Origin of the sequence: Pantoea sp. OXWO6B1, assembly GCF_001641135.1 — a bacterium.
GTDB lineage: Bacteria > Pseudomonadota > Gammaproteobacteria > Enterobacterales > Enterobacteriaceae > Pantoea > Pantoea allii.
In genome coordinates this window covers 733930-757642 of the sequence record NZ_LWLR01000001.1, presented here as the reverse complement: position 1 = coordinate 757642, position 23713 = coordinate 733930, and the positions used below count along the sequence as shown (strand labels likewise).

General features: G+C 53.8%; 14 protein-coding genes. 3 read left to right on the top strand and 11 right to left on the bottom strand.

The window, feature by feature from the left end; all coding sequences use genetic code 11:
* Nucleotides 1–13: 13 nt before the first annotated feature.
* Nucleotides 14–2035 (bottom strand): DNA helicase Rep, encoded by a 2022-nt coding sequence (gene rep / locus A6A26_RS05840; protein ID WP_063877881.1) that lies wholly within the window; start codon nucleotides 2033–2035, stop codon nucleotides 14–16.
* Nucleotides 2036–2192: 157 nt separating this feature from the next.
* Here rep and ppiC point away from each other — a divergent pair, with 157 nt between their 5' ends.
* Nucleotides 2193–2474, top strand: coding sequence for a peptidylprolyl isomerase PpiC (gene ppiC / locus A6A26_RS05835; protein ID WP_063877880.1), 282 nt, complete (start codon nucleotides 2193–2195; stop codon nucleotides 2472–2474).
* Here the strand turns inward: ppiC and A6A26_RS05830 are convergent, their stop codons facing one another.
* Nucleotides 2475–4532: an AsmA family protein gene (locus A6A26_RS05830; protein WP_063877879.1), complete on the bottom strand. Its 2058-nt coding sequence runs from the start codon at nucleotides 4530–4532 to the stop codon at nucleotides 2475–2477.
* A gap of 63 nt (nucleotides 4533–4595) precedes the next feature.
* The gene (gene pdeH, locus A6A26_RS05825; protein WP_063877878.1) at nucleotides 4596–5369 is read right to left on the bottom strand and encodes a cyclic-guanylate-specific phosphodiesterase; all 774 of its coding nucleotides are present in this window, start codon (nucleotides 5367–5369) and stop codon (nucleotides 4596–4598) included.
* 268 nt (nucleotides 5370–5637) lie between these two features.
* Here pdeH and A6A26_RS05820 point away from each other — a divergent pair, with 268 nt between their 5' ends.
* Both A6A26_RS05820 and A6A26_RS05815 read left to right on the top strand, forming a co-directional pair.
* Nucleotides 5638–6570 carry a 2-dehydro-3-deoxygluconokinase gene (locus A6A26_RS05820; protein ID WP_063877877.1) on the top strand — a complete coding sequence of 311 codons (933 nt, stop codon included), beginning with the start codon at nucleotides 5638–5640 and terminating at the stop codon, nucleotides 6568–6570.
* A gap of 567 nt (nucleotides 6571–7137) precedes the next feature.
* Nucleotides 7138–8010 (top strand): alpha/beta hydrolase, encoded by an 873-nt coding sequence (locus A6A26_RS05815; protein WP_063877876.1) that lies wholly within the window; start codon nucleotides 7138–7140, stop codon nucleotides 8008–8010.
* A gap of 4 nt (nucleotides 8011–8014) precedes the next feature.
* Here A6A26_RS05815 and A6A26_RS05810 read toward each other — a convergent pair whose 3' ends face one another.
* From A6A26_RS05810 to bcsA, 8 genes are all read right to left on the bottom strand, one after another.
* Entirely contained in the window at nucleotides 8015–9523 is a 1509-nt protein-coding gene (locus tag A6A26_RS05810) for a M16 family metallopeptidase (protein ID WP_063877874.1), read from the bottom strand.
* 245 nt (nucleotides 9524–9768) lie between these two features.
* On the bottom strand, nucleotides 9769–11058 hold the full coding sequence (locus A6A26_RS05800) for a dicarboxylate/amino acid:cation symporter (protein ID WP_172823917.1): 1290 nt from the start codon (nucleotides 11056–11058) through the stop codon (nucleotides 9769–9771).
* A gap of 218 nt (nucleotides 11059–11276) precedes the next feature.
* Complete coding sequence (hmsP, locus tag A6A26_RS05795) at nucleotides 11277–13286, bottom strand: biofilm formation regulator HmsP (protein ID WP_074180986.1); 2010 nt, start codon at nucleotides 13284–13286, stop codon at nucleotides 11277–11279.
* 205 nt (nucleotides 13287–13491) lie between these two features.
* Nucleotides 13492–14499, bottom strand: a complete 1008-nt coding sequence (locus A6A26_RS05790; RefSeq protein WP_063877870.1) for a glycosyl hydrolase family 8 — start codon at nucleotides 14497–14499, stop codon at nucleotides 13492–13494.
* Nucleotides 14500–14508: 9 nt separating this feature from the next.
* Nucleotides 14509–14955 carry a cellulose biosynthesis protein BcsD gene (gene bcsD, locus A6A26_RS05785; protein ID WP_063877868.1) on the bottom strand — a complete coding sequence of 149 codons (447 nt, stop codon included), beginning with the start codon at nucleotides 14953–14955 and terminating at the stop codon, nucleotides 14509–14511.
* The gene (locus tag A6A26_RS05780) at nucleotides 14955–18761 is read right to left on the bottom strand and encodes a cellulose biosynthesis protein BcsC (protein ID WP_063877867.1); all 3807 of its coding nucleotides are present in this window, start codon (nucleotides 18759–18761) and stop codon (nucleotides 14955–14957) included. The genes bcsD and A6A26_RS05780 overlap by 1 nt, the downstream gene beginning before the upstream one ends.
* A gap of 11 nt (nucleotides 18762–18772) precedes the next feature.
* On the bottom strand, nucleotides 18773–21580 hold the full coding sequence (bcsB, locus tag A6A26_RS05775; RefSeq protein ID WP_063877865.1) for a cellulose biosynthesis cyclic di-GMP-binding regulatory protein BcsB: 2808 nt from the start codon (nucleotides 21578–21580) through the stop codon (nucleotides 18773–18775).
* Complete coding sequence (gene bcsA / locus A6A26_RS05770) at nucleotides 21577–23682, bottom strand: UDP-forming cellulose synthase catalytic subunit (protein WP_063877864.1); 2106 nt, start codon at nucleotides 23680–23682, stop codon at nucleotides 21577–21579. The genes bcsB and bcsA overlap by 4 nt, the downstream gene beginning before the upstream one ends.
* Between the last annotated feature and the right edge of the window lie 31 nt (nucleotides 23683–23713).

Genomic DNA, 23713 nt, shown 5'->3' with positions numbered 1-23713 from the left:
GCTCAGCGACTGATTAGCTCTTTTTCGCCTTTTCCAGCATTGCACGCAATCCGGCCACGCGACTCTGGCCGGTTTTCATGCGCTCTTCTGCACTCACCACTTTCCGCTCGGTTTCCCAGATCACATCGTCCTGCGGCAGTTCCAGCAAAAAGCGGCTGGGCTCGGGACGAACCAGTTCGCCATACTGACGGCGCTCCCGGCATAAGGTAAACGTCAGCTCTTTCTGCGCGCGGGTGATGCCGACATACGCCAGACGGCGTTCTTCCTCAATGTTATTTTCATCGATGCTGCTCTGGTGCGGTAGCAGCCCTTCTTCCATGCCAACCAGGAAAACGTAGGGAAACTCCAGCCCTTTAGAGGCGTGAAGCGTCATGAGCTGCACCTGATCGAGCTCTTCGTCGCTCTCACCGCGTTCCATCATGTCGCGCAGCGTGAAGCGCGTGACAACCTGGGCCAGCGTCATGGGCTCATCCAGATCGCTACCTTCCAGCATTTCCGTCATCCACTGAAACAGGGTATTGACGTTTTTCATGCGCATTTCGGCAGCTTTAGGGCTGCCCGACGTTTCAAACAGCCAGCTTTCGTAATCGATGCCGCGTATTAAATCACGCACGGCATTAACCGGCTCACGTTCGCTGAGCTGGATAATGTCATTGAGCCAATGGGTAAAACGCTGTAAATGTTCAAGCCCACGCCCGGTCAGCGTTTGTCCCAGACCGACATCAAAACTGGCATTAAACAGACTTTTGTTACGTACATTGGCCCACTCGCCCAGCTTTTGCAGCGTTGCCGGACCAATTTCGCGCCGTGGTGTATTCACAATGCGCAAAAAAGCACTGTCATCATCGGGATTCGTCAGCACTCGCAGGTATGCCAGCAGGTCCTTGATCTCGGGACGCGAGAAAAAGGAGGTCCCGCCGGAAATGCGGTAAGGGATGCGGTTCTGCATCAAGAATTTTTCAAACACGCGGGATTGATGGTTACCGCGGTACAGGATGGCGTAATCTTTATACTGGGTTTTATTGATAAAGTGATGGGCGATCAGTTCGCCCGTCACCCGTTCTGCTTCGTGCTCTTCGCTGTTCGCGCTGAGGACCTTGAGTTCACTGCCCAGACCCAGTTCAGAAAACAGACGTTTCTCAAACACATGCGGATTATTGGCGATCAGGATATTCGCCGCTTTAAGGATACGTTGTGAAGAACGGTAGTTTTGCTCAAGCTTAACCACTTCCAGCGCCGGGAAATCCTCATTGAGCAGGACCAGATTTTGCGGGCGCGCACCGCGCCAGGAGTAAATAGACTGATCGTCATCCCCTACGACGGTGAAACGCGCCCGGGCACCGACCAGCAGCTTGACCAGTTCATACTGACTGGTGTTGGTATCCTGGTACTCATCCACCAACAGGTAACGAATACGTTGTTGCCAGCGCTCGCGGACGTCCTGATTACGCTGTAGCAGAAGCGTCGGTAACAGAATTAAGTCGTCAAAATCCAGCACGTTACAGGATTTAAGATGCCGATCGTAAAGTGCATAGCAGTGGGCAAAGAGGTTATCGCGCTCTGAGCGGGCTAATGCTGCCGCTTTCGGCGGATCGACCAGATCGTTTTTCCAGTTAGAAATGGTGGAAATCAGCTGCTGCAGTAATGTCTTATCCTCTTGCAGCCATTCGCTGGTCAGATCTTTGAGCAACGCCAGTTGATCCTGATCGTCGAACAGGGAAAAGTTGGATTTCATCCCCAGCGCCACATATTCGCGCTTGATAATCTCCAGCCCCAGCGTGTGAAACGTGGAGATCATCAGGCCGCGTGCCTCTTTGCGTCCCAGCGTTTGCGCCACGCGCTCTTTCATTTCGCGCGAGGCTTTATTGGTGAAAGTGACGGCAGCAATATGGCGAGCCTGATAGCCACATTCACGAATCAGATGCGCGATTTTATTGGTGATCACGCGGGTTTTCCCCGAGCCTGCACCCGCCAGAACCAGACAGGGACCGGTAACAAATTCGACGGCTCGTTGTTGGCTGGAGTTTAAACGCATAGGGAATCGCTCTGTTGAAATAGAAGACCGATTTCGAACCGCAGTGAGGGCGGTAGCCCGTCAGCACTGACTCAATGAATATGCGCCGTTAACGCATCTGCGATTTGAAAAGACAGGTTTATAATGGGGGACGATTATACACAACAGAGACATCATCATGGCGAAAACTGCCGCGGCTTTACATATTCTGGTGAAACACGAGGCGCAGGCGACTGCCCTGCTGGAAAAACTGCAAAAAGGCGAAAACTTCCAGCAACTTGCCCGCAAACATTCTCTCTGTCCCTCTGGCCGGAACGGGGGAGATTTGGGAGAGTTCCGTCGGGGAAAAATGGTCGCGGCCTTTGATAAAGCGGCGTTCACCTGCCCGTTGTTACAACCTTTTGGGCCGGTGAAAACCGCTTTTGGTTACCACATTATAAAAGTGCTCTATCGTAACTGATCACTTCTTCTTCATTTGCTGCAGTACCCGGCTGCACTGGTTATCGTCCGTATCACTGGGCGAAATCAGCGCCAGGAGCGCCGCTGCGGGCCCGACGACGGCACCCAGCGCTACCGCCGCCGCACCGCGTGCCAGTAAGGGACCAGTCTTCACGCCAGCATCCGGGTTTTTGAACGTGCCGCGAACGTACAAAGGAGAGCGTAAGGTCACGACGCGAATACCTTTACTCTCTGGATTAACAGAAAGATCCAGGCGTTCATTGGCAAAGTTTGCAGTTCCTGTCACGTTGATAACGGCATTTTCCGTATCAAACACAAACAGTCCTGGGGTGGCCAGGCCATTTTGCAGCTTAAGATCGGTTGCCGCGCAGTTAATACGGACCTCATCGTCACCAAACAGCTTGCCGACCAGATAATTACCAACGTTTAATCCCGCGATTTCCATCAGATTGCGGCTGATCAGCCCGTCGTTCATCAGCAGTTTTAACTGGCCATTACTGGTTGCCAGCAGGTCAGCAACGGAATTACCGGTGCCGGTTAAGCTGGCATCACCGTTCAGTTGTCCCTGGCTGTTCTGCATTGCCTGCACATTGGGAAACAGCTGGCGCAGACGAAGTTTGCGGGCATGAATATCAGCCCGGCCCCGCATGGGCGAGCGATCGCCTTCCAGCCGAATCGTACTGTTGAGGTTACCGCCAGCCATGCCGAAACGTAGCGGATCAAGCAGCAAATTACCGTTATCCAGCTGTAAATGGGTATAAAGATCGCTTAATGGCAGCGAATTGCTGTGTTCGATACGTTTGCCGCTAAACTTCACATCCGCATCCATGACGTTCCAGTTTTTAGTATCAAACTTGTCGTGAGGCAGGACACGATCGACAGGCTGCGTGGTTTTTTCACCGCGTTTCGCCTTGGCCAGTGCGGTTTTCTCGCTGCCCTTACCAGAATCAACCCCGATTAGCGGGCCTAAATCCGCCATGCGTAATTGATCCGAGCGGAGTTCACCCACCAGTTTTGGTCGCGGCTTGCCCTGGCTGTAGGTCAGGGAACCGTGGATATCGCTGTCGCCAATATGACCATTAAACCCCTGGTAACGGAAAACCCCGCCCTCTTTCCCCGTAAATTTAGCGATAAGGCGACCATCGGTTTCATAAGGCGGCGTATCAGGTAATAAAACGCCGGTCAGGCCATACAGATTCGCCAACGTATCACCCGAAAAACGCAGGCGCACATCCAGTCCACCCAGATTCAGTGGGTCCTGCACACCGCCAGTGAGCTGAACGCGCGTACTGCCGTTATGCACGTCTGCCTGTACCGGGAAAGGCGTTGTCTGGCTACGCAGGGATAACATGCCGCCGATCTTGCCCTCACCCGTGAGTTTTTCATTGTTGTAGCTGCCCGTTGCCTGCCAGCCAAAGACAAAATCACCTGCCCCTTTTTGTCTGTCGTCACCGCCCGCGATTTGCGAATAAGGCACAGGCTTACCCAGTGGGTTGACGTTAAGCGTCACATCCGCCTTGTTAACGGCATCGCGATAAAGGATTTTCCCCTGATCAAACAGGATATTATCCAAACGGAATGACCAGGCCGATGGCGGCGACTTGTCGTCTTTGCTGTCGCTGTTCGCGAGGGTAAAGGTCCAGTTGTTTTTCTTATCCGCGGTTTGGATCAGACGTGCGTCCGGCTGCTGCAGCTTTATCCAGGGGATAAAAACCTCTTTATGCAGTAATGCCAGCGGCGCAAGTGTGGCGTCGACACCTTGCAAATGCACCATAGTGACATCGGGAATATCAGGGGGATTACCCAGCATAATGTCTTCGGCGTGCAGATGAGGCCAGGGTATCCAGGCACGCCATCCGGGTTCTTCACGGTTACGCTGCCATGCGATTCCCAAATCACCACGAATGGCAAAGGGCCGGTTAAGTTCCGCAGACACTTTCTGGTTAATTGTTGGTTTCAGGCGATTCCAGTCGAATGTTGCAATGACCACTACCACCACGACGATCAGCACGACTAAAATCCCGCCAATCCAGCTTACAGTTTTTCCGGCGCGTGACATTAGGCTTCCTCCCTGCTCTTTCACGGTCTCCGTTAAAGATAGTCGAGAGCGCGCGGGAAGGGATCAATCAAGTTGTACAGGTAGATGCTCCAGTTCGGAAAAAGGCGCCGGACGTGAAAAAAAGTATCCCTGCGCTGCCATCGCGGGTGACGACTTAACCTGCTCCCACTCATGTTGCGTTTCGACGCCTTCAACGATCACGCCGTTGCAATAGCGATTGATCAACGACAACAGCATGGGAAACAACACCTGGCCTTCATCTGACGCGCGTAACAGAATAAAAAGTTCACGTGACAGCTTGATGTAGTCGTATTTAAGCTCAGTTAATGCAGAGAAGTTCGCCATACCTGAGCCGAAATCATCCAGCCACAAGGGTCCCAGCTCGGGCATTTGCGCCACCATCTCTTCCTGAGGCAAGACATGATGCTCGGTCAGTTCAAAGCGCACCCAGGGTAAACGGGTAATCAGACTACGAATCGGCAAATGATGTTGTATTAATGACAATGAAGGGCCGTCAATATTCACTGAAGCCATGACGTTATTGCAGGCAAAAAAAGATTCCCACTGGGCGAGCAGCTCTAACTGCTCCTGCACAATATCAAGGCGTTGCGCGATTTCCAGCGCAGAAAAATAGGCTTCAGGAGACAGATTTTTCGTCGGTTCAGACGGATGTGTAACCGCCGTCAGCAGTTCAACCGCCAACAGTCGCCCTGAGACTTTATAGATAGGCTGAAAGGTATAGCGGCGTTGACACTGCTGCCAGAAGAGACGTTTTTTCTGCTGGGGATTGATGTCAGTTGAAGAAGGTAGCCATTGACTAATATTCTCCATAACCATGGTCTTTTCCTGGTTGATAGTAAGCGCCTTCATCTGGCGGCTCAGCGGTAATTATCGCTTAAGTTTCGATAACATAGTGAAAACCGGGCCACGTTGAAGCAACGAGTCTACGCCTCTTTTATTGCGACAATCGCCGAAACAAGCCGCTTTATCGGGTTAATTATCGCTTTACATCACCATAAATTAAATTAAAACGGCGTTTTAAAACGTTGACGACAACGCTGACAAACGCGAGACTGAAGCAAACGTTAACGACAGGCCTGAAACCATGACGCACATAAACATCGCCATTATGGGTGAATGCATGATTGAGCTATCCGAGAAAGGTGACAACATCAAACGCGGCTTTGGCGGTGACACGCTCAATACCGCTGTTTACCTTGCCCGGCAGGTCGATCAACACACTATCAAGGTGGATTACGTTACGGCGCTGGGGAACGATCCCTTTAGCGCACAAATGATTGCCAGCTGGCAGCAGGAAAACGTCAATACCGGACTGATTCAACGGCTTGAAAACAAAATGCCAGGCCTGTACATGATCCAAACCGATGAAGAGGGCGAACGCTCGTTCTGGTACTGGCGCAGCGATGCGGCGGCACGATACTGGCTTGATGGCCCTGAGGCAAAAGCGATTTGTCAGCAGCTTGAGCATTACGACTATCTGTATCTCAGCGGTATCAGCCTTGCGATTCTGCCTGATCAGAGCCGTGCAGCACTCATGCAGTTGCTTGCAAACTGCCGCAGGAACGGGGGCAAGGTGATATTTGACAATAATTACCGGCCTCGCTTGTGGAAAGATAACGCCAGTACCCGCCAGGCCTACCAACAAATGCTTGAAAATACGGATATTGCTTTCCTGACGTTGGATGATGAGCATCTGTTATGGGGCAATCAGCCTGTGGAGGATGTCATTGCAAGGGCGCGCCAGGCGGGCGTGAGCGAGATTGTTATCAAGCGCGGAGCAGAATCCTGCCTGATTGCCGTTGAAGGCCAGCCAGTAACGGAGGTTCCGTCAATCACGCTGGCGAAAGATAAGATAATCGATACTACCGCAGCCGGCGATTCGTTCAGTGCGGGCTATCTGGCACAACGTCTTGTGGGTGCTTCTGTTAAAGATGCCGCGCTGCGCGGTCATCTTACGGCCAGCACGGTTATTCAGTTTCGTGGGGCAATTATCCCGCGGGAAAATATGCCCGCGTAATCGCCGCGCATCGCCCAGGAGGGGAAGACCTTAAAAGCCTCATGAAGCGGCCAGGGAACATACTTCCGCGATCCTGGAGGCGATGACTGGGAGACTGGATGGTCATCCTTCTGGCAATCTGGCGATCGGGACAGGCTGGTGATCGATGCAAGCCTATAGCACCGCAGTTCTGGCTCAGCGGCGCCGGGCTTGCCAGTTGCACAACGCGAGTCGCGCAGGAACACATCACTTTCTTTAAAGAAAAACGGGGGAAATATGTCTGCCGTTTCCCTCAGGGCAACATGAAACCCCCTGCATTTAGCTTAAGTCAGTCATCCCGTTTTATTCTTGCGCCATCCCGCCCTCGTCCGTTAATAGCCGCTAATCTTAATTATTTTTTATTCCTTTAAAATTATCAGGTTAGCGCAATATCACTGATGCCAGGTATAGTCTGAATCTCGGCGTTTGCGCGGTTTTAAGTTGGACGATTAGGCTAAAAGAAGCCATCTTTTAAACAGCGACAGCAGGATGCTGTTTTCACGGCCGCGAACAAAACAACGACAACATCTCTCGCATCAGGACACAGCTATGAATACAGAAATTATTAATATCTGGCCAAATGGTGATGCGCCCGGTGCCAGCGATTCTCGTGCTCAGCCCCAGATAGTGGATACAGCAAAAGAGTACGAACCCTACGATCGCGTGGCAACCGGCGTGCGCTGCCCGGAAATGGCTATCTGGCACCCTGTAGAATCCAATGGAATTACGTTACTGGTCGCGCCAGGCGGCGGCTATCAACGCATCATGATCGATCGTGAAGGCAGCGCGCTCGCCACCTTTTTTACTTCAATGGGTTATACGCTGGCCGTGATGACCTATCGCCTGCCCTACGACGGGCATCATGAAGGGCCAGATGCACCGCTGGCAGATGCACAGCGCGCCGTTCGCGTACTGCGTGAACGTGCACAGCGTGGGCTGAACGGTAAGTACATCGTCATGATGGGCTTTTCGGCTGGCGGTCACGTTACCGCGAGTCTGGGTACGCGTTTCGCCGAGAAACTCTATCCGGTTCAGGACAGTGCTGAAAACTTTTCACCCCGCCCGGACGCTATGGTGCTGGTTTATCCGGTCATCAGTATGCGTGACGGTCTGGCCCATGAAGGCGCACGCACCCGCTTATTAGGAGCATGGCCCGATCAGAAAGCCATTGATGCTTACTCTCTTGAAACCCGGGTGCACAATCAGGTACCGCCGACCTTGCTGATTCATGCCGCCGATGATGATGCCGTCCCCGTTAACAACAGCATGGTATTTTTTAGCGCATTACGGGAACACAATGTGCCAGTTGAAGTGCATTTCTACCAGAAGGGCGGGCACGGTTTTGGTATCCGTGGCGTAGCGGATTTGCCCCTCGCCAGTTGGCCGATGTTAGTGACCGAATGGCTCAGGGCAAAAACCTGAGGGATCAGGAAGCCGGAGGCGCTGCGTCACCTGCGGCGCTGCTCTCCGGCTGGCTGGCATCACTGCTGATCGTCGGTGAAGATGCTGTCGCGGGCGGCGTCATGAGCTTATCCCAGCCCGACTTGAGGCTTTTCACATTGGTTTCGGTTTCGCCTTCCGGCTGAATCAACACCATCATTAATTCCTGGCTGAGTTGCTGACGCAGCTCCTGATTCAGCTGATCGCGCGTTAAGCCAGCAAGGAAATCCTGACGCAGCTTTTGATACTGCTCTGGGGCAATATCCACCACTGAATTGCGCTGAGAACGTAAGCGCTGGCTGATCAATACGTCAGTGTCTGTGCGGGCATAGGTCGTGAAAAGCTTATTCAGTTCCAGCAGCTTTTGCGCCATCAGGGCATCAAACTCGTCCTGAGGCAAACCGTTATCGCGAACGGCAGCCAGCTCACGAGCGACCAGATTCATGTTCTGTTCAAGACTGTCATTGCGCGTGTCCATATTGATGGAACACTGCGCGCGCTGGTACAGCACCCGACAGTCAAAGCCAACCTGCACACCTTGTGCTTTCCTGTTGCTCATGGCCCGCTGAACGTGCCAGAACAGGGCTTCACGCGCCAGATCGCCTCGCCAGTAACGCTGTAAGTTCTGCGAATCCCGGATGGGCTGCCACGGTGTATCCCAGACAAGCGACAACCTGTCCTGCGTTAATGCTCCGCTGACCAGATTGACGGGATCGTGCGGTAAAGGCGACAGCGTAGGCATCGCCGCTGGCGTGCTGCGCTTACCTTCCAGCGGTGAGAACGCTTTGTTGATCTGCTCGGAAAGGCTGCGACTGTCTACGTTACCGACGACATACAGTGTCATCGCATCTGGCGTATACCACTGCTGGTAAAAACTTTTCAGCTGCGCGGTGTCCACCGGCGCGCGCGGTTTTTCAGCCGGGTCATGCGCTAACAATGCCGACCCTTTCAGACGATAGCGCCACCAGACATCCTGAGTATCCGCCGGCCAGGTTCTTACCGGGTCAGAAGCGGACAAGGCTGTGTCCACCACCTGATTGGTAATGGCCATATCCCCTGCCGTAGCCGCCAGCCAGTTCAAGGCTTCTTTCAATAGCTCAGGACGGTTGTTAGGCAGGCTTAAGTTGTATTGCGTGTAATCATACGAAGAAATAACGGGCGGTAAAGGTCGCTGTGGATCGATACTCTGCTGCCACAAAGCGCGCTGCTGGTTAGTATCCAGCGCCGTGTTATGCACCATCGCCAGACGTGACAGAAGATGGCTAAAACCGGTTTGCTGCGCACTTTCTACCAGTGAGCCGGTGTTTACCACCATACGCAATTCAATGCGATCGCTTGGCCGTTGCGGTGTTGCCAACAGTTGCCAGTTAAATCCGTTATCCAGTCTTCCCTGTTGCCAGGCTGGATCAGGTTGCAGCGTTTCTGCTGGCACACCGTAACTGGTCGCTGCCAGCACTAATCCACCAACCAAAAGCCGAATTCTGGTGCCCTGCATGTGAACCCCTACTCAAACAATTCAAAAATCGTTATCACTGGCACGTTTAGCCGCGTTTATAAGCGGACCGATCATTGCCGATTCGCGCTGCCGATCATTAACAACAGGTTTGACCACAGGAAGACCGGGATGTCACGCAACGAAGTGAAAAACGTTGAAAAAAACAAGTGGGGTTTATTATCCAAATGCCCGCTGTCAGGGCAAGTGACAGCGGGCATTTGAGAGGATTAAATCACATTCAAGCGTTAAATCGCCGATTCTGACGGGTTTTTTGCCTTATTTTTGCCCGCCAGCGTGTCGCCCAGCTGTTTTTTATCCAACTGATCGACCCATTTTGCCACGACCACCGTTGCAACACCGTTACCCACCAGATTGGTCAGCGCACGTGCTTCGGACATAAAGCGGTCAATGCCTAAAATCAGTGCCAGACCTGCAACCGGTAAATGTCCCACTGCCGAAAGCGTCGCCGCCAGGACAATAAAGCCACTGCCCGTTACCCCGGCTGCGCCTTTCGAAGAGAGCAGCAATACGACCAACAGCGTGATTTGATGGAAGATATCCATGTGGGCATTGGTTGCCTGGGCGATAAAGACGGCCGCCATCGTCAGATAGATTGAGGTGCCATCCAGGTTAAAGGAATAACCGGTTGGAATCACCAATCCGACAACGGACTTCTTACAACCCAGCCGTTCCATTTTATCCAGCATACGTGGCAGTGCGGATTCTGATGAGGAGGTTCCCAGCACAATCAGCAGCTCTTCTTTAATGTAGGCAATGAATTTAAAGATGCTGAAGCCACCGAACACGCGCGCAATCAGCCCCAGTACCACCACCACAAACAGAATACAGGTGATATAGAAGCAGATAATGAGCTGCCCAAGCTGTACCAGTGAACCGACGCCATATTTACCGATGGTAAAGGCCATGGCACCAAATGCCCCAATAGGTGCAAGGCGCATGATCATATTGATGATGCCAAAAATAACTTTGGAGAAGCTTTCGATCACGTTGAAAATTAAGGTGCCGGTGTTGCCCAGGCGATGCAGCGCAAAACCGAACAGGACGGCAAACAGCAATACTTGCAGGATATTACCGCTGGCGAAGGCACCAATCACGCTGCCCGGAATCACATCCAGTAAGAAGGCAACAATGCCCTGCTGCTCGGCCTGCTGGGCATAAATGGCCACGGCTTTCGCATCCAGCGTCGCGGGGTCGACGTTCATGCCCACACCAGGCTGGACGACGTTAACCACGATCAGACCAATCATCAGCGCGATGGTACTGACGATTTCAAAGTAGAGCAGCGCAACCGCACCCGTGCGGCCCACGGCTTTCATGCTTTCCATTCCGGCGATACCGGTCACAACCGTACAGAAAATAACGGGTGCAATGATCATCTTGATCAATTTAACGAAGCCATCCCCTAACGGCTTCATTTGGGTACCTAATTCTGGATAAAAATGGCCCATGAGTACACCAATGGCAATGGCGACCAGAACCTGGAAATAAAGGCTTTTAAATAGTTTCATAAACAGGTATCCACTAACGAATAGGGTAATGTTGTCGGATTTTTTATTGTGACTGGCTGGCAAGGCAGGCCGGACCAGACAGTTGACAGAAAATAACACTCTGTTTACGTGATTAATACAGGGCTGCAAAGTCAGGGGAAATGATACAAGCGTAATTCTGAACTGAAACGCTTCAGCAAGGGGTTTTGTAACTAAAATTCTTGCAAAATCAAGGAATCAGAGGGTTATTCGTGCAGTGGCGGCTTGCCAATCCATTGTTCGTTAAACTGCGCCAGCGGGACGGCCTCAGAATAGAGATAGCCCTGACCAATCGTGATACCACGCGCAAGCAGCCAGTCGCGTTGCTCGCAGGTTTCCACGCCTTCGGCAATCACATCCAGGTCGATAATATCCGCGATGGCAGCAACGATGCGAACCATGGTGTCATCCTCGGGTAAGGCGGCGACAAAGCTGCGATCCATTTTCAGCTTGTTAACAGGTAATGACTTGAACTGATGAAGGTAGTTGAGATTGGAATACCCCATGCCGAAGTCATCAAGCGCGACAGCAACACCGGTTTTTTGCAGCATGCGTAGCAGGGAAATGGCCTGTTCAGCATCGCCGATCTCCGCCGTTTCGGTCATCTCCAGCACCAGCGAGCCCGGCGCGATAGAATGGCGCGCCAACAGCGATTGCAAATGGCTGACGATGCTGGCATCACGTAACTGTACGGCAGAAATGTTGATGCTTAGCGGCACCGTCATGCCATGGCGCTGCCAGCCCGCCAGAATGCGACAGGCTTCTTCAAACACCCAACGGCCGATGGCAGAAATCACCCCGATTTCTTCGGCACTGGCAATAAACTCCTCCGGTAAACCGTAACTCCCGTCAGCCTGACGCATCCGCAACAGCGCTTCCGCCCCGGCTAAGTTACCGGTCCTCATATCGATCTGTGGTTGCAGGTAGAGGGCAAACTGGTCGTCGTGCAGGCCTTGTAAAATATCGTGTTCCTGGGTCAACCGTTTTTGCGCGCGTTCGGTCAATGCAGCGTCAAAAAACAGGATCTGATTTTTCCCCAGCCGGCGCGCGGACATCATTGCCGAGGTCGCTCTGTCCAGCATCTCAACGGCGCCCGTCGTATCGCGCTCTTCGCTTAATGCCAGACCGATACTGGCGTTAGGCCGCAGCTGTAGCTGATGCAGGTTTACAGGTTGATTCAGGCGAATCATCAGATTGCGGGCCAGACGCAGGGCGCGGAACGGCGTGTTGGCCGATTTCATCAGCAAGACAAAATCACTGGTGGTGATCTGCGCTAATACGGTGTGGTCATCAAGGGTGCTGCGAATTTTCTCGACCAGCGTCAACATCAGCGTATCGCGCTGCTCATCGCTTAGTACGCCATTCGCTTCCTGTAAGGTCTCAATACGGATGACCATGATACTAAAGGCCTGCCGTCGATAGCCGATGAACTGTTCCAGCAACGCCACAAACAGCGCCCGGTTAGGCAGGTCGGTGACGTCAAAATGCGTTGTTAACCGACTCATCTCGTCATGAATGGACTCCAGTACATGTTGATTGCGGTTGTAACTGCGAATCAACATACCGATTTCGTCGTCGCGGTGATCCGCCGGCAGCGTCAGTTTATGCGTAAGAATCGACTGGGGCGGCAATTCCTGTATTTCACGTGAAATACGCCGCAGTGGATGTACAACCAACCGGTTGATGCACCAGCTAATGGAGACGGAGAGGATCAGCGCCAGCAGCAGATAGGTGACAATCATCGTAGAGAGCGTACTCAGGATAAACTGATAAACACGCGATGAGTTGGCCTGCAGCACCAGATAAGCCAGCGGCTTGGGTAAGCCCGTATGCTCCACCGAATAGAGCGGCAGCGTGATTTGTACCGGCAGCTCAAACAGGCGGGCCACCAGCCTGGGCACCGGTTTTTCGTTTTCAAAATTCGCGTGTAGCGCCTGAAAAGCATTCGGCAACACCACATCCGCACGCGACAAAATGCCTGCCGGTTTAAGTGAGTTAAGGATGCGTTCGGCCTGAGGGATATCAGCTTTTAATACGGCATCAGACAGGGGCTGACGCACGGTGTGCGCGATATTCTCCATTTGCTGGGCGTATTCAATCCTGCGCTGCTGCACAAAATGGAACAGTTGAATAACGATAAAAATACTGATGGTCACCGTCGCGATAAGAGAAACCGTCGCCATCTGTTTTATCGTAAGTGATCGGCTTACGCGCAAAAATTTACTCCCGGCTCGCTAAGAGCGTAGATATCCGTCAAGAAAAGCGCGTCAAGTATATCCTATCGCAGCGTTTTTTTGTGGCTTAAGGCGGCGGAAGCAGAGGATTCAGAAAGGCGGAGACAGCAAAAGCGAAATTTGCCACAGCCGCATCCTTTCAGTGGCGAATAACGAAAGGATGCCGCCGTTGCGATTCAGACAGTTATCAATGCTTTTCCTGATAAGCCATCCAGGTCAGTAGCTGCAGGCTGGCAGAAAAGTAGTTCTGCTCAGGCGCCAGTTTGTCACTCAGGTAGCCCGTTTCGTTGAGCACCAGATCGCGCACCGCCAGCAAGCCGCCTTCCAGATGGTAAGGTGCTGCCGTATTGGCCAGGACATCGAACCAGGCCGGCGTATTCATACGACCGTAACCCTGCCAGAGACGCTGGAAAGGGCCCAGCGCCAGGCTTTGTGGATCGTACCACCAGATATTCAGCGGTACGCGGATGGCATCATAACTAAAGCGGTTCGAATAACCGACCGCGGGGGCCACTGAACCGTCCGCATTCAGCGCAACCCAATCCAGTGGAAGATCGCTGTTGCCAAAATGCATCTTACCCAGCAGCGTCATCCCACCGTCAATCAGCTTGTTCCAGACCTGTAAATGGCTGCGCTGACCAAACTCCTGCCAAGCGACAAACAAGAAATAAGAGGGATTTAAAACAACATAACTGTTTTTATTGAATCCCTGCGCGCCAGGCATCAGCACGGTGTAACCACCAAAGTCCGCCACATCAAGTTTGACTATCGCACGTTGAATACGATCTGATGCCTGCTGGTAGTCGGCCACATTCCATTTTTGCGCCGCACGTTGTAATGCCCATGCAATCAACACATCGCCATCGGAAGCATTATTTTTATCCGCGATGGGGTCCTGAGCGGTGGGGACATAGCGCCAGTAAAACAGATCGTTTTGCGGATTGCGCAGGGTGGTACGCGTCCATGTCCAGAGCCGATCGAAGGTTGCACGGTCGTTGTAGGCTACCGCCAGCAACATGCCATAACCCTGGCCTTCTGTATGACTGACATTATTATTCGCCGTATCAATAATGCGTCCGTCTGACTGAAGAAAACGGCTCTTATACGTATCCCAGCCATTTGCCATTGCCTGGGCATTGAAAAACATCACCATAAAACAAACCAGAACACCTGACCACACTGGCTTAACTCTCATCAGAGCACCTTATTGATATCGAAAATGCATGGTATTGCCATCGTTCAGTTCCAGCACAACCGGCACTGCTTTGCTGCCGCCCTGCCCCTGAAACCAGCCGGAAAACAATCCCGCCAGTATGGCGCCCAATGCCGACTGCCAGTGTGCGGCCGGCTGATTGCTGTCGCCTGCAGGTAATGCATAATGCTTAATTAACACGGCATTTTCCTGCGGCTGTAGCTGAACAAATCCCCAGTTAAACCGGGCCAGTTGCAGATTAAACTCGCGTTCAAGATCCTGCACAGTACGCGATTCAGGTAAAGGATAGCGCGCCGCCAGCGATTCACCCATGCTGTACAGAAAAGCCTCTGCCTGCTCCTGACCGGCGTTGGCAATCATCCCTTCGACCAGTACGCTGACCAGATCAAACCAGCCGGGCTGATGCGGGTGGGTTCCCCCGCCAAATGCTTCACTCATTACTTCTCTCCGAACAGATAACGGAAATAGAGCTGTGCGGTGCTCTCGTTATAATCACCAAAGGTGTCATAACCCAGCTGCCCGCCAATCGTGACATCTTTATCAATTTTGTAATCCGCGCCCGCATGCAGGTTATAACCTACACCGTTTTTGCTGTTGCCGTCATAGAAGGCGCTTTTCACATTGCCGTTGGCAGCCAGCGCTTCCAGCTGCGCCTGGCGGGATGCATCGCCCGGGAAATACGCACTCTTATCCTGGCTGTAGCTCTGATAGCCCACGGCACCGCCAATATTGACTTTAAGATCGTCAAACGTGCGCGAGAAGTCGATCGGGAAGGAGATGGACGCATAGTCCTGCGGGCTGAAATAGCCGCCCTGACCATAGCTAAAGTAGCTGAGGTTTTTCGAGAAGTTCATCCACGACAAACTCATGCCCACCTTGAGTTCACGGTCGTCAGCATAAAAGGGACGGACATAAACACCTGCATTAGCCTGCAGGTTGTTGTTACTGGCTACGTTATTCCCCACGTAGCTGTAAGCGCCAGCCCCGACAAACAGACCGGCATCGCCATTGTCATAACTCAGTAATGCGTTGCCACCGTTTTTGGTGACGTTACCCCAACGTTTACCGCTGGATTTATCTTCCGTGCCGACATAAGACAGCAGACTGTCGGTAATCGCACGGCGCTCACCGGTCAGAATCAGCGTCAGGAAATCCGTGAGTTTCGGCGACCATTGCACACCACCCACCAGCGTATTGAGATCCTGGCCCAGCGGCGTGCTGCCGAGATCGATTTTATAGCTATCGCCCTGGAGTGCCAGATTCAGCTCGACGCCGGATGCGCTTTGCGAATCGGTCGTGGCATTGGGAACATCATCAATTTTGGCGATACCGGCAGCCACCACTTTGCCCTGCTCCAGCGCATTCGTACCAAAACGACGCCAGGCATCGCCTGCACCGCTTCCGGCGGTGAGTGAAACCGGCGTCATCGTAAAGTTGAACCGCGCATTGCCAAACGGCACGGTGGAGAAGGTCAACGGTGCTTTAGCTTCCGTCAATTGACTCAGCCCTGACTCGCCGTCACGCCCGCGGACCTGTACCGCGCCCTGCGCCCAGGTGCCGGTTTTCTCCTGCAGGGTCTCCATCATGGTGTCAATGTCGTGCAACGTCTGTGCCTGCTGCGAAGGAACCGTGTTGGCACGGGCAACGGCGACATCCTGCGATCCCTCTGCCGAGACCGGGGCAACCTGCCACGGCAGCACGGTGCCATAACTGGACGGCGTGTGTCCAACAGGGGAAGTGCTGCGGTTAATAAAGGGATTGTCGGCCAGCGCCAGTCCACCAATGGTAGGCGTTGCGCCAGCCTGTGCGCCTTGCAGACCAATAATCTGCCCGCGTGCAGCGCGTAAATAACGCATGGCTTGCGTATGTTCGCCATTGGCCTCGGCGACCTGAGCCAGCAGCAACTGACGTTGCGGTGTCTGGCTCTGTGTAAGGCCACGGGTCAGTTCATTGGCACGCTGCACGTTGTTTTGTGCCAGTGCGACATTGATGGCCCCAACGCGCGCATCCTGGGAGGGCGTATCCTGCGTCATCAGGTAATCGTAAACCACGCCCGCGTCTTTGTTCATTTTGCCGTCCTGGTAGAGACGGGCCATGGCAAACATCAAATCACGGTTTTGCGGATCGCGCTGCAGTGCACCAACCAGCTTATCGTAGGCAGCGGCATACTGTTTCTGCTGTCGTAGCCGATCAACATCGTTAATCAGATAACCTTCGCGTATATCTGCCAGCTGTTTTGGTGTGCTGCGTGCCTGCAGTTCTGGCAAGCTGAGAAAACGCTGCGCCTCATTGTCCAGTCCGGCCTGATTCAGTACGGCTACCTGAGTAGCATAATCACCAACATTACCCTGAACACCGCGCTGCATATTACCGCGCACCACGGCCACCGCCGTGGTGATATCGCCCGCTTTCGCCAGCTTCTGCGCCAGGTTTCCGGCATCAACCGGGTTATCTGGCGGATTCACCGCCAGCGCTTTTAACGTGTTTGCCGCCGCCGCATTCGATCCTTGTGCCAGATACTGATCGGCCGTCGCCATCTGCAGATTGAAATTCACACGCTGGGCCAGCTCCCGCATATCACGGGTTTGGGCGCTGGCAGGGATCTGCGCCAGCAGCGAACTTGCCTGCTGCCAGGCACCGCTTTCACTGGCGTTAATCGCGCCCGCATAGCGTTCTGTGATGCTGGCACCACTGCGCATGACCGGCTGCATGACGCCCGCAGCCAGCATGGTATTCCCTTGCTGGCGGTAAAGACGCGCCAGGTCGAGACGCAACCAGCCGTCCTGCGGATAACGTTGAATGCCCTGCTGCAGTGTTGCAATAGCGGCACTGATATTACCTGCCGCAACCTGACGTTTCGCCTGCTGGCGAATCGGGTCAACGCTGCTGCCTCGCGGCGCCACACTTTGCCTGACGCTTTCGGGCAGCGAAGCCAGTAACGTATTGGCTTCAGCGCTGCGGTTCTGCTGGCGCAGTACATAGAACAACCCTTCGCGCGCGCTGCGGTTATCGGGATCGTTTTTCAGTATCGCGCGGTAAGCCTGCTCCGCCTGGTCGGGTTGATTACTGCGGCGCAAAATGTCGGCGCGGAATAAGCCCGCCGCCACGCCCTTCTCGCCTTCTGCATGCGTAAGCGGTTCGCTGATCGCCAGTGCCTGTGCACTGTCGCCATTTTTCAATGCTTGCTGAGCGCTGGCTAACTGTGCATAAAAACGGGCATCGGCTGCCTGCTTCTGGCGATCGGCGCTTTGATCGCCGCCCAGTTGCGCCGCACGCTCCAGATAATCCGCTGCGTCCTGGTAACGGCCTTCTCGTTGTGCCACATATCCCATTCCGGCAAGCGCATCCGCGTCCTGAGGGTTGGCCTGTAACACCTTTCCAAAATTGCTTTGCGCGCTGTTCACGTCGCCGCTGTTTAGCGCGCTAAAACCTGCGCCTTTTTCTGCCCCTCCCACGTTTTTACGGTAATAGTCCATTACCGCATTATCCTGGGGGTGCCGCTGCTGCCAGGTCTGATAGAGCGGCGCGTCCGACGTCTGCGGGCCGAGCCACAACAGCGCCTGACGAAGAGAACGATCGGCATCCTGATTGCCGCTTGCCAGCGTACTGAGCAAGTCAATGCCTTCACGCCGGGTAGGGTCCTGATAAGTCAGCGCCTTACCCAACGCCAGTTTGGCACCCGTATCCTGCGGATGCTGCGCTGAAAAAGCACGTAACGCTTCAATAGCCTGCGGCAGCAGCGTGCGGTCACCGGCCATGGTGAGGTAATATTCGGCGGCAACGCTGGGTGGCGGTTCATTGCCGCTGAACGTATTACGCCAGGTCTGTAAGGCAGCCGCGATATTCCCGCTTCTTGCCTGCTGGCGAGCCAAAGAGAGCTGCGCCTGAGGAATGGTCTGCAACTGACGGGCATTATCCAGTTCAGACAGGTGCGGATCGTCAGGCGAAACCTGGCTAAGACGCGTGCGATACTGCATCGCCCCTGCGCTGTCACCGCTTTGCTGTGAATAAAGCGCCAGCAGATAAAGCGCCTGGCTATTGTTCGGCTCAACCATTAACACTTTTTGCAGCGACGCTTTTGCCAGATCGTCATGGGCTTTTTGATGCCAGTAAGCCGCCTGATCAAAGAGCGCCTGTAACGCTGGATTGCTGCTCTCCGCCGCCTGCAGCGGCAGAGACAGTGAGAGCGCGCTACCCAGTAACAACGCACGACAGATACCGGCACTGATTTGGTTTTTATTCATTATTATGGCCCTTACTTCTTACCGGCATCGCGATCGTGTTTTGGCTGTAGTCGCCGCGAAGCATGTCGTTTCAGCATAACCCACGCAGCACTCCCTACGACGGCGGAAAGCAACAGCGCCGTCAGCGCCATCAATACCGAGTGCTGGTTGGCATACCACACCACCATCATGTACCACGGCATTTCACCGCTGGGGAACTGCGGACCTACCCGGAAGCTCCGGATACCGTTCTCATCAGTCATAATCGCGGTATCACCCCGCACCGCGGCGTTGATGCGGGCGGAGCCCAAATCATCATGCAGGCGCAGCAGTTGATCATCGCTAGTCGCCACTGCCATCACCACCAGGCGATCTGGATTCCACATTGAGCGATAGCTTAAAAAGCCACGCCAGGACTCATTCGAAGAGAAATAGCGATCGGCATCCAGCGGTTGACGATTCCAGTCACCCATCAGCCAGCTGCGTAACTTTTCGAGCGTCGTGGGTTCTTTCACCCCTATCGCACTGCCGCTGGCGTCATAGGGTGAGTTTGCCAGCATTGCCTGGTTAAACGCGCTGTTGCCTGTGGTACTCACTGCCAGTAAGTCGCTTTGCTGAACGCGGGCCAGATTATTGCCCCCATTTGGCAAGCCAAAGAGTACCTGGTTTTGTGCCAGCGCCACGCCCGTGGCATTACCGGCCCTGGCGGACAGATTTAATAGTGTTGATATCTCCGCATCACTGGGATTCGCAGGCAGGAGCAGCGTGGTCTGTGAAAAGTCAGCAAGTCGGGAAAACGGAAAGGAGGCACCGACAAAGTATGAGAGATTCGGCAACATACTGAAGTGCCGCGTATGGCTTAAATCAATCCATGAGTCGTCTTCAATACGGCTTTTGATGTTGTTGTTCAACAATACACCGCAGGGCGCATCGGCTTTTGGCTTGATGTTGAAATAGAGCGCCAGCTGGTTGTCGCCATAAATCAGATAGGGATCAAGGTTGATTTGATAGTGCTCCTGACGCGCATCACCGCCTAAGCGGTGCCACGCACTCTCCAGCAACCCCACTTTATTGACCGTCAGATTACGCAGGAAAGTGCCGTTTAACGTAACGTTAAGCAGCGAGTTTTTCTCGTCAATCCAGTTTTCTGACGGAAAACGGTAGTGCAGATACAGCGGAACCGAATCGCCATCCCACAGGAACAGGTCGGGTGCTGCCCGGAAATTCACCCGCATCGCATCATGCCAGATACCGGTCGCCGTTAGGCTTTGATCTTTCCGCAGCAGCTCACTCAGTCGTACCGGATGCGCCGTGTTGATCCAGTGCGGTGCATCGTAAGGCGTACGGCTGGCTATGGATTGCGGTTTGACCTGCAAGCTGTTGCCGTCAGTGGTAAGAGGCTGGATGGTCAGACGATTGGCGGCCTGGCGCAGCTGACTTTCATCCTCACCACTGACCAGCAAGAGCTTATAAACCGGATTACCCGGGTTATCGACCATTTGCAAAGATGGGCCACTGCTGGCAGGAAAGGTTAACGTGCCAATCTTGTCACCAGGGTGACCAAACAGAATGCCGTTTTTTTCCGGCAGATTACCGCGCACCACAGGGAAATTAATGCCACGGTAATCACTCTGGATGCCCAGCCAGGAGGCCACCAGCACCGCCGCCGTCACCGCATCTGGCGCGACATTGCTGGTAAAGCCAAACGTCACCTCCGCTGCGGTCATACGCTGCGGATCGACAAATGGCCGTGGGAAATTACGCAGGCTGGTACCGATGTTTAACTGCTGGCCCTCAAGGCTCAACATTGTTTTAGGCAGAATGGTTACCTGATACTGCTCTGCACTGTCCTTTTCACACAGCAGCTTATCGGCGTCGTTAATTTTGAAGCTCAAATTGTTGTTAGACACAATCATCGCCGCCGGAATGTCCAGCTGATAATCGCTTTCATCACTGTCACCCGACCCCAGCGGGAGCGTGCCAAGCGGTTGTCCGTTTAACATCAACTGCAGTGAGGTGTTGCGCGCAGCCAGCGCCTGAGAGACGCGCAGTGACAGGTTAAGACGGGCGTTGGTCACCACCTCATCGCCTGGCAGCGTAAAAATAATGCCTGACTGTAGCTGACCGCCGGTCAGCGTAATGCCCTGGCGCTGTCCCATCTGTGCCACGTTCAGCGTGCTGCTCACCGGTTGGTTGAGCATGCTGCTGGCCAGGGATGTCGTGCCGACAGCGGTAACGGCCTCGCCTGGCCTGTAAGGCGTGGCGCCAGCGGCGGCCTCCAGACCCGGTTCCGCATTATCGAGACCGGCTGGCGGTGGAACATGTGATAACGCGCTGCTGTCCTGGGTAACGGGCGAACGGCTACTGTCGGACGATGTCTCTACGGAGGCGGGTACCCCTTCGCCATTCGGTTTTGGCGTATCCGAGGCGGTTGCGCCCGAAGTCACTTCATTAACGGGCGCGGTGCTACTGGCGGGTGCCGTACTGTTCTCAGGCAAACCCGTACTGCCAACCGGTGCCGCCGGGTTACCTGTCGTACCGTCAGTGTGGCGAGTCAGAGCAGGATCGCTGCCCGGTGCCGCGCTGTTATTCGGCGCAGCACTGCTGTTCGGGGCGGCACTGTTATTCGGCGCATCACTGCTATTCGGTGCGGCACTGTTATTCGGTGCAGCATTGCTATTCGGTGCCGCGCTGTTATTCGGCGCAGCACTGCTATTCGGTGCCGCGCTGTTATTCGGCACTACGCTGCTCTCTGAAAGAGGCGTTTCAGCCGAGGCCGGCATGACCCACAGCACTGCCGACAGAGAACCCGCCAGCATCGACTGTATCAAGATCCTCATACTGCGCTGTCCTCTTTCGCCGCAACGTCCGGGCCGCTCTTACGTTTCTCACGACGATCTATCCAGGTCAGCCAAAACAGTTCGAAAACCGTACGAATGATGGTTCCCAGAGAGGTTAACGGGTTGTCTTGCTTATATTCAGGCTGGATCCATGCATCAGCACGTGCCAGCACCACACGGACCAGCTCACGGCGACGCGCCAGCGGCATCGCGCCAAAGCTCAGACGAATGCTTTCTTCATCGCCCGAGATTTTAGTCGCCGGGATAGTAATGGTGCCTGACTTCAGTAACAGATCGATCTCTTCAATCGTATCCTGCTCATGACGGTTATCCGGTGCATCCAGATTCGCACCGCCCATCGACAGGTCGCTGGTCATGGTGCGGGATGAGATACCGCTGGCGTAATGGATAATGGCCGGAATCTGCACTTCAATACGAATCGTTTTTCGTACCTGCTTGGTTTCGCGTGCCACAGCAATCGCCGCCATTAAAATGATCAAGCTGAAGACAGCCCAGCCTACATTGAGCGCAATCACGTAGGGGTCAACGCCAAAATAGTCATGCATCGTGGCACGTACAACGCCCGCAACAATGCCAATGCTAAGCAAAATGGCGACAATCACGTGTGGACGTACGATATGGAAATCGAAGAAGCCCTGATCCAGTACTCCGCCCTTATCCGTCACGTTAAATTTCCCATGTTTGGGTGAAAGCAGCGTGATAAGCGTTGGGATAACCAGATGGAAGCACATCACCGTTTCATAAATTTCGCCCCAGAAGGTGTAGCGGAAACGGCCATTCATGCGTGAGTTAACGTACAGAGACAGCACCAGATGCGGCAAAACGTAGGCGAAAATCAGCGACGCCGACGAATGGATGATATTCAGATTAAACAACAGATAGGCCAGCGGTGCGGTCAGGAAGGCCACACGTGGCAGACCGAACTGGAAATGCAACATGGCATTCAGGTAACACAGCCGCTGCTGCCATTTTAAGCCTCGTCCCAACAATGGGTTATCCACGCGAAAAATCTGTGTCATACCGCGTGCCCAGCGGGTGCGTTGAATCACATGCAGCCCAAGGCGCTCTGTGGCCAGCCCCGCCGCCAGCGGAATCGCCAGAAACGCCGAGCCCCAGCCCAGACGCTGCATTTTCAGCGCAGTGTGCGCATCTTCGGTGACCGTTTCTACAGCGAAACCACCGATCTCTTCCAGCGCTGAACGACGAATCACGGCACAGGAACCACAGAAGAAAGTCGCATTCCAGTTGTCGTTGCCCTGCTGAACCGGGCCATAAAACAGCGATCCCTCATTTGGGATACTGCGAGCCGCACGCAGATTGCGCTCAAAAGGGTCGGGAGAATAAAAGTAGTGCGGCGTCTGCAACAGAGCCAGCTTAGGATCGGTCAGAAACGGGCCAACCGTGGCCTGCAGGAAAGTGCGGGTCGCGACGTGGTCACAGTCAAACACGCAGATCAGCTCACCTTTGGTGATCTTCATCGCGTGATTCAGATTACCGGCTTTAGCATGGCTGTTATCGTCACGTGTGATATAACCCACGCCGACATCGGCAGCGAAAACGGCAAATTCTCTGCGTTTACCGTCATCAAGCAGGTAAACCTTTATTTTATCGCGTGGATAGTCGATGCACTGAGCCGCCAGCACCGTATCACGCACGACGTCGAGGCTTTCGTTATAGGTCGGGACATAGACATCAACCGTCGGCCATAAGCTGGTGTCTTCCGGCAAGGGTTCAATAGTACGTTTTAAGGGCCATGTGGTTTGCAGGAAACCCAGGATTAAAATCAGCCAGACGTACAGCTCGGCAATATATAAGCCGATGCCAAGAATCGCTTCGATTTCCGAATTAAAATACAGGGTTTCAGTCGTTCGCCACCATATATACCGGGATGACATCAGGGCGGACAGAATAACCATTACCACCGTTATTTTACGGCTTTTGCTTACCCCTAACAAAAACACCATACCAATGCTGATCAAGCCAAAAATATACTGCTTTTGGCTATCCATCGGCGTGATAATGATCACCGCGGCAACAGGTGCAAGCACCAGCAGCAGCAGGTAAAACCCGATTTTACTCATGTCCCACCCTGAAAAGAGCTGTTTTTTTAAA

What these genes read in the sequence shown, in the direction of transcription:
- rep (WP_063877881.1), bottom strand. Translation starts at nt 2,035, where the DNA reads ATGCGTTTAAACTCCAGCCAACAACGAGCCGTCGAATTTGTTACCGGT.
- ppiC (WP_063877880.1), top strand. Translation starts at nt 2,193, where the DNA reads ATGGCGAAAACTGCCGCGGCTTTACATATTCTGGTGAAACACGAGGCG.
- A6A26_RS05830 (WP_063877879.1), bottom strand. Translation starts at nt 4,532, where the DNA reads ATGTCACGCGCCGGAAAAACTGTAAGCTGGATTGGCGGGATTTTAGTC.
- pdeH (WP_063877878.1), bottom strand. Translation starts at nt 5,369, where the DNA reads ATGGTTATGGAGAATATTAGTCAATGGCTACCTTCTTCAACTGACATC.
- A6A26_RS05820 (WP_063877877.1), top strand. Translation starts at nt 5,638, where the DNA reads ATGACGCACATAAACATCGCCATTATGGGTGAATGCATGATTGAGCTA.
- A6A26_RS05815 (WP_063877876.1), top strand. Translation starts at nt 7,138, where the DNA reads ATGAATACAGAAATTATTAATATCTGGCCAAATGGTGATGCGCCCGGT.
- A6A26_RS05810 (WP_063877874.1), bottom strand. Translation starts at nt 9,523, where the DNA reads ATGCAGGGCACCAGAATTCGGCTTTTGGTTGGTGGATTAGTGCTGGCA.
- A6A26_RS05790 (WP_063877870.1), bottom strand. Translation starts at nt 14,499, where the DNA reads ATGAGAGTTAAGCCAGTGTGGTCAGGTGTTCTGGTTTGTTTTATGGTG.
- bcsD (WP_063877868.1), bottom strand. Translation starts at nt 14,955, where the DNA reads ATGAGTGAAGCATTTGGCGGGGGAACCCACCCGCATCAGCCCGGCTGG.
- A6A26_RS05780 (WP_063877867.1), bottom strand. Translation starts at nt 18,761, where the DNA reads ATGAATAAAAACCAAATCAGTGCCGGTATCTGTCGTGCGTTGTTACTG.
- bcsB (WP_063877865.1), bottom strand. Translation starts at nt 21,580, where the DNA reads ATGAGGATCTTGATACAGTCGATGCTGGCGGGTTCTCTGTCGGCAGTG.
- bcsA (WP_063877864.1), bottom strand. Translation starts at nt 23,682, where the DNA reads ATGAGTAAAATCGGGTTTTACCTGCTGCTGCTGGTGCTTGCACCTGTT.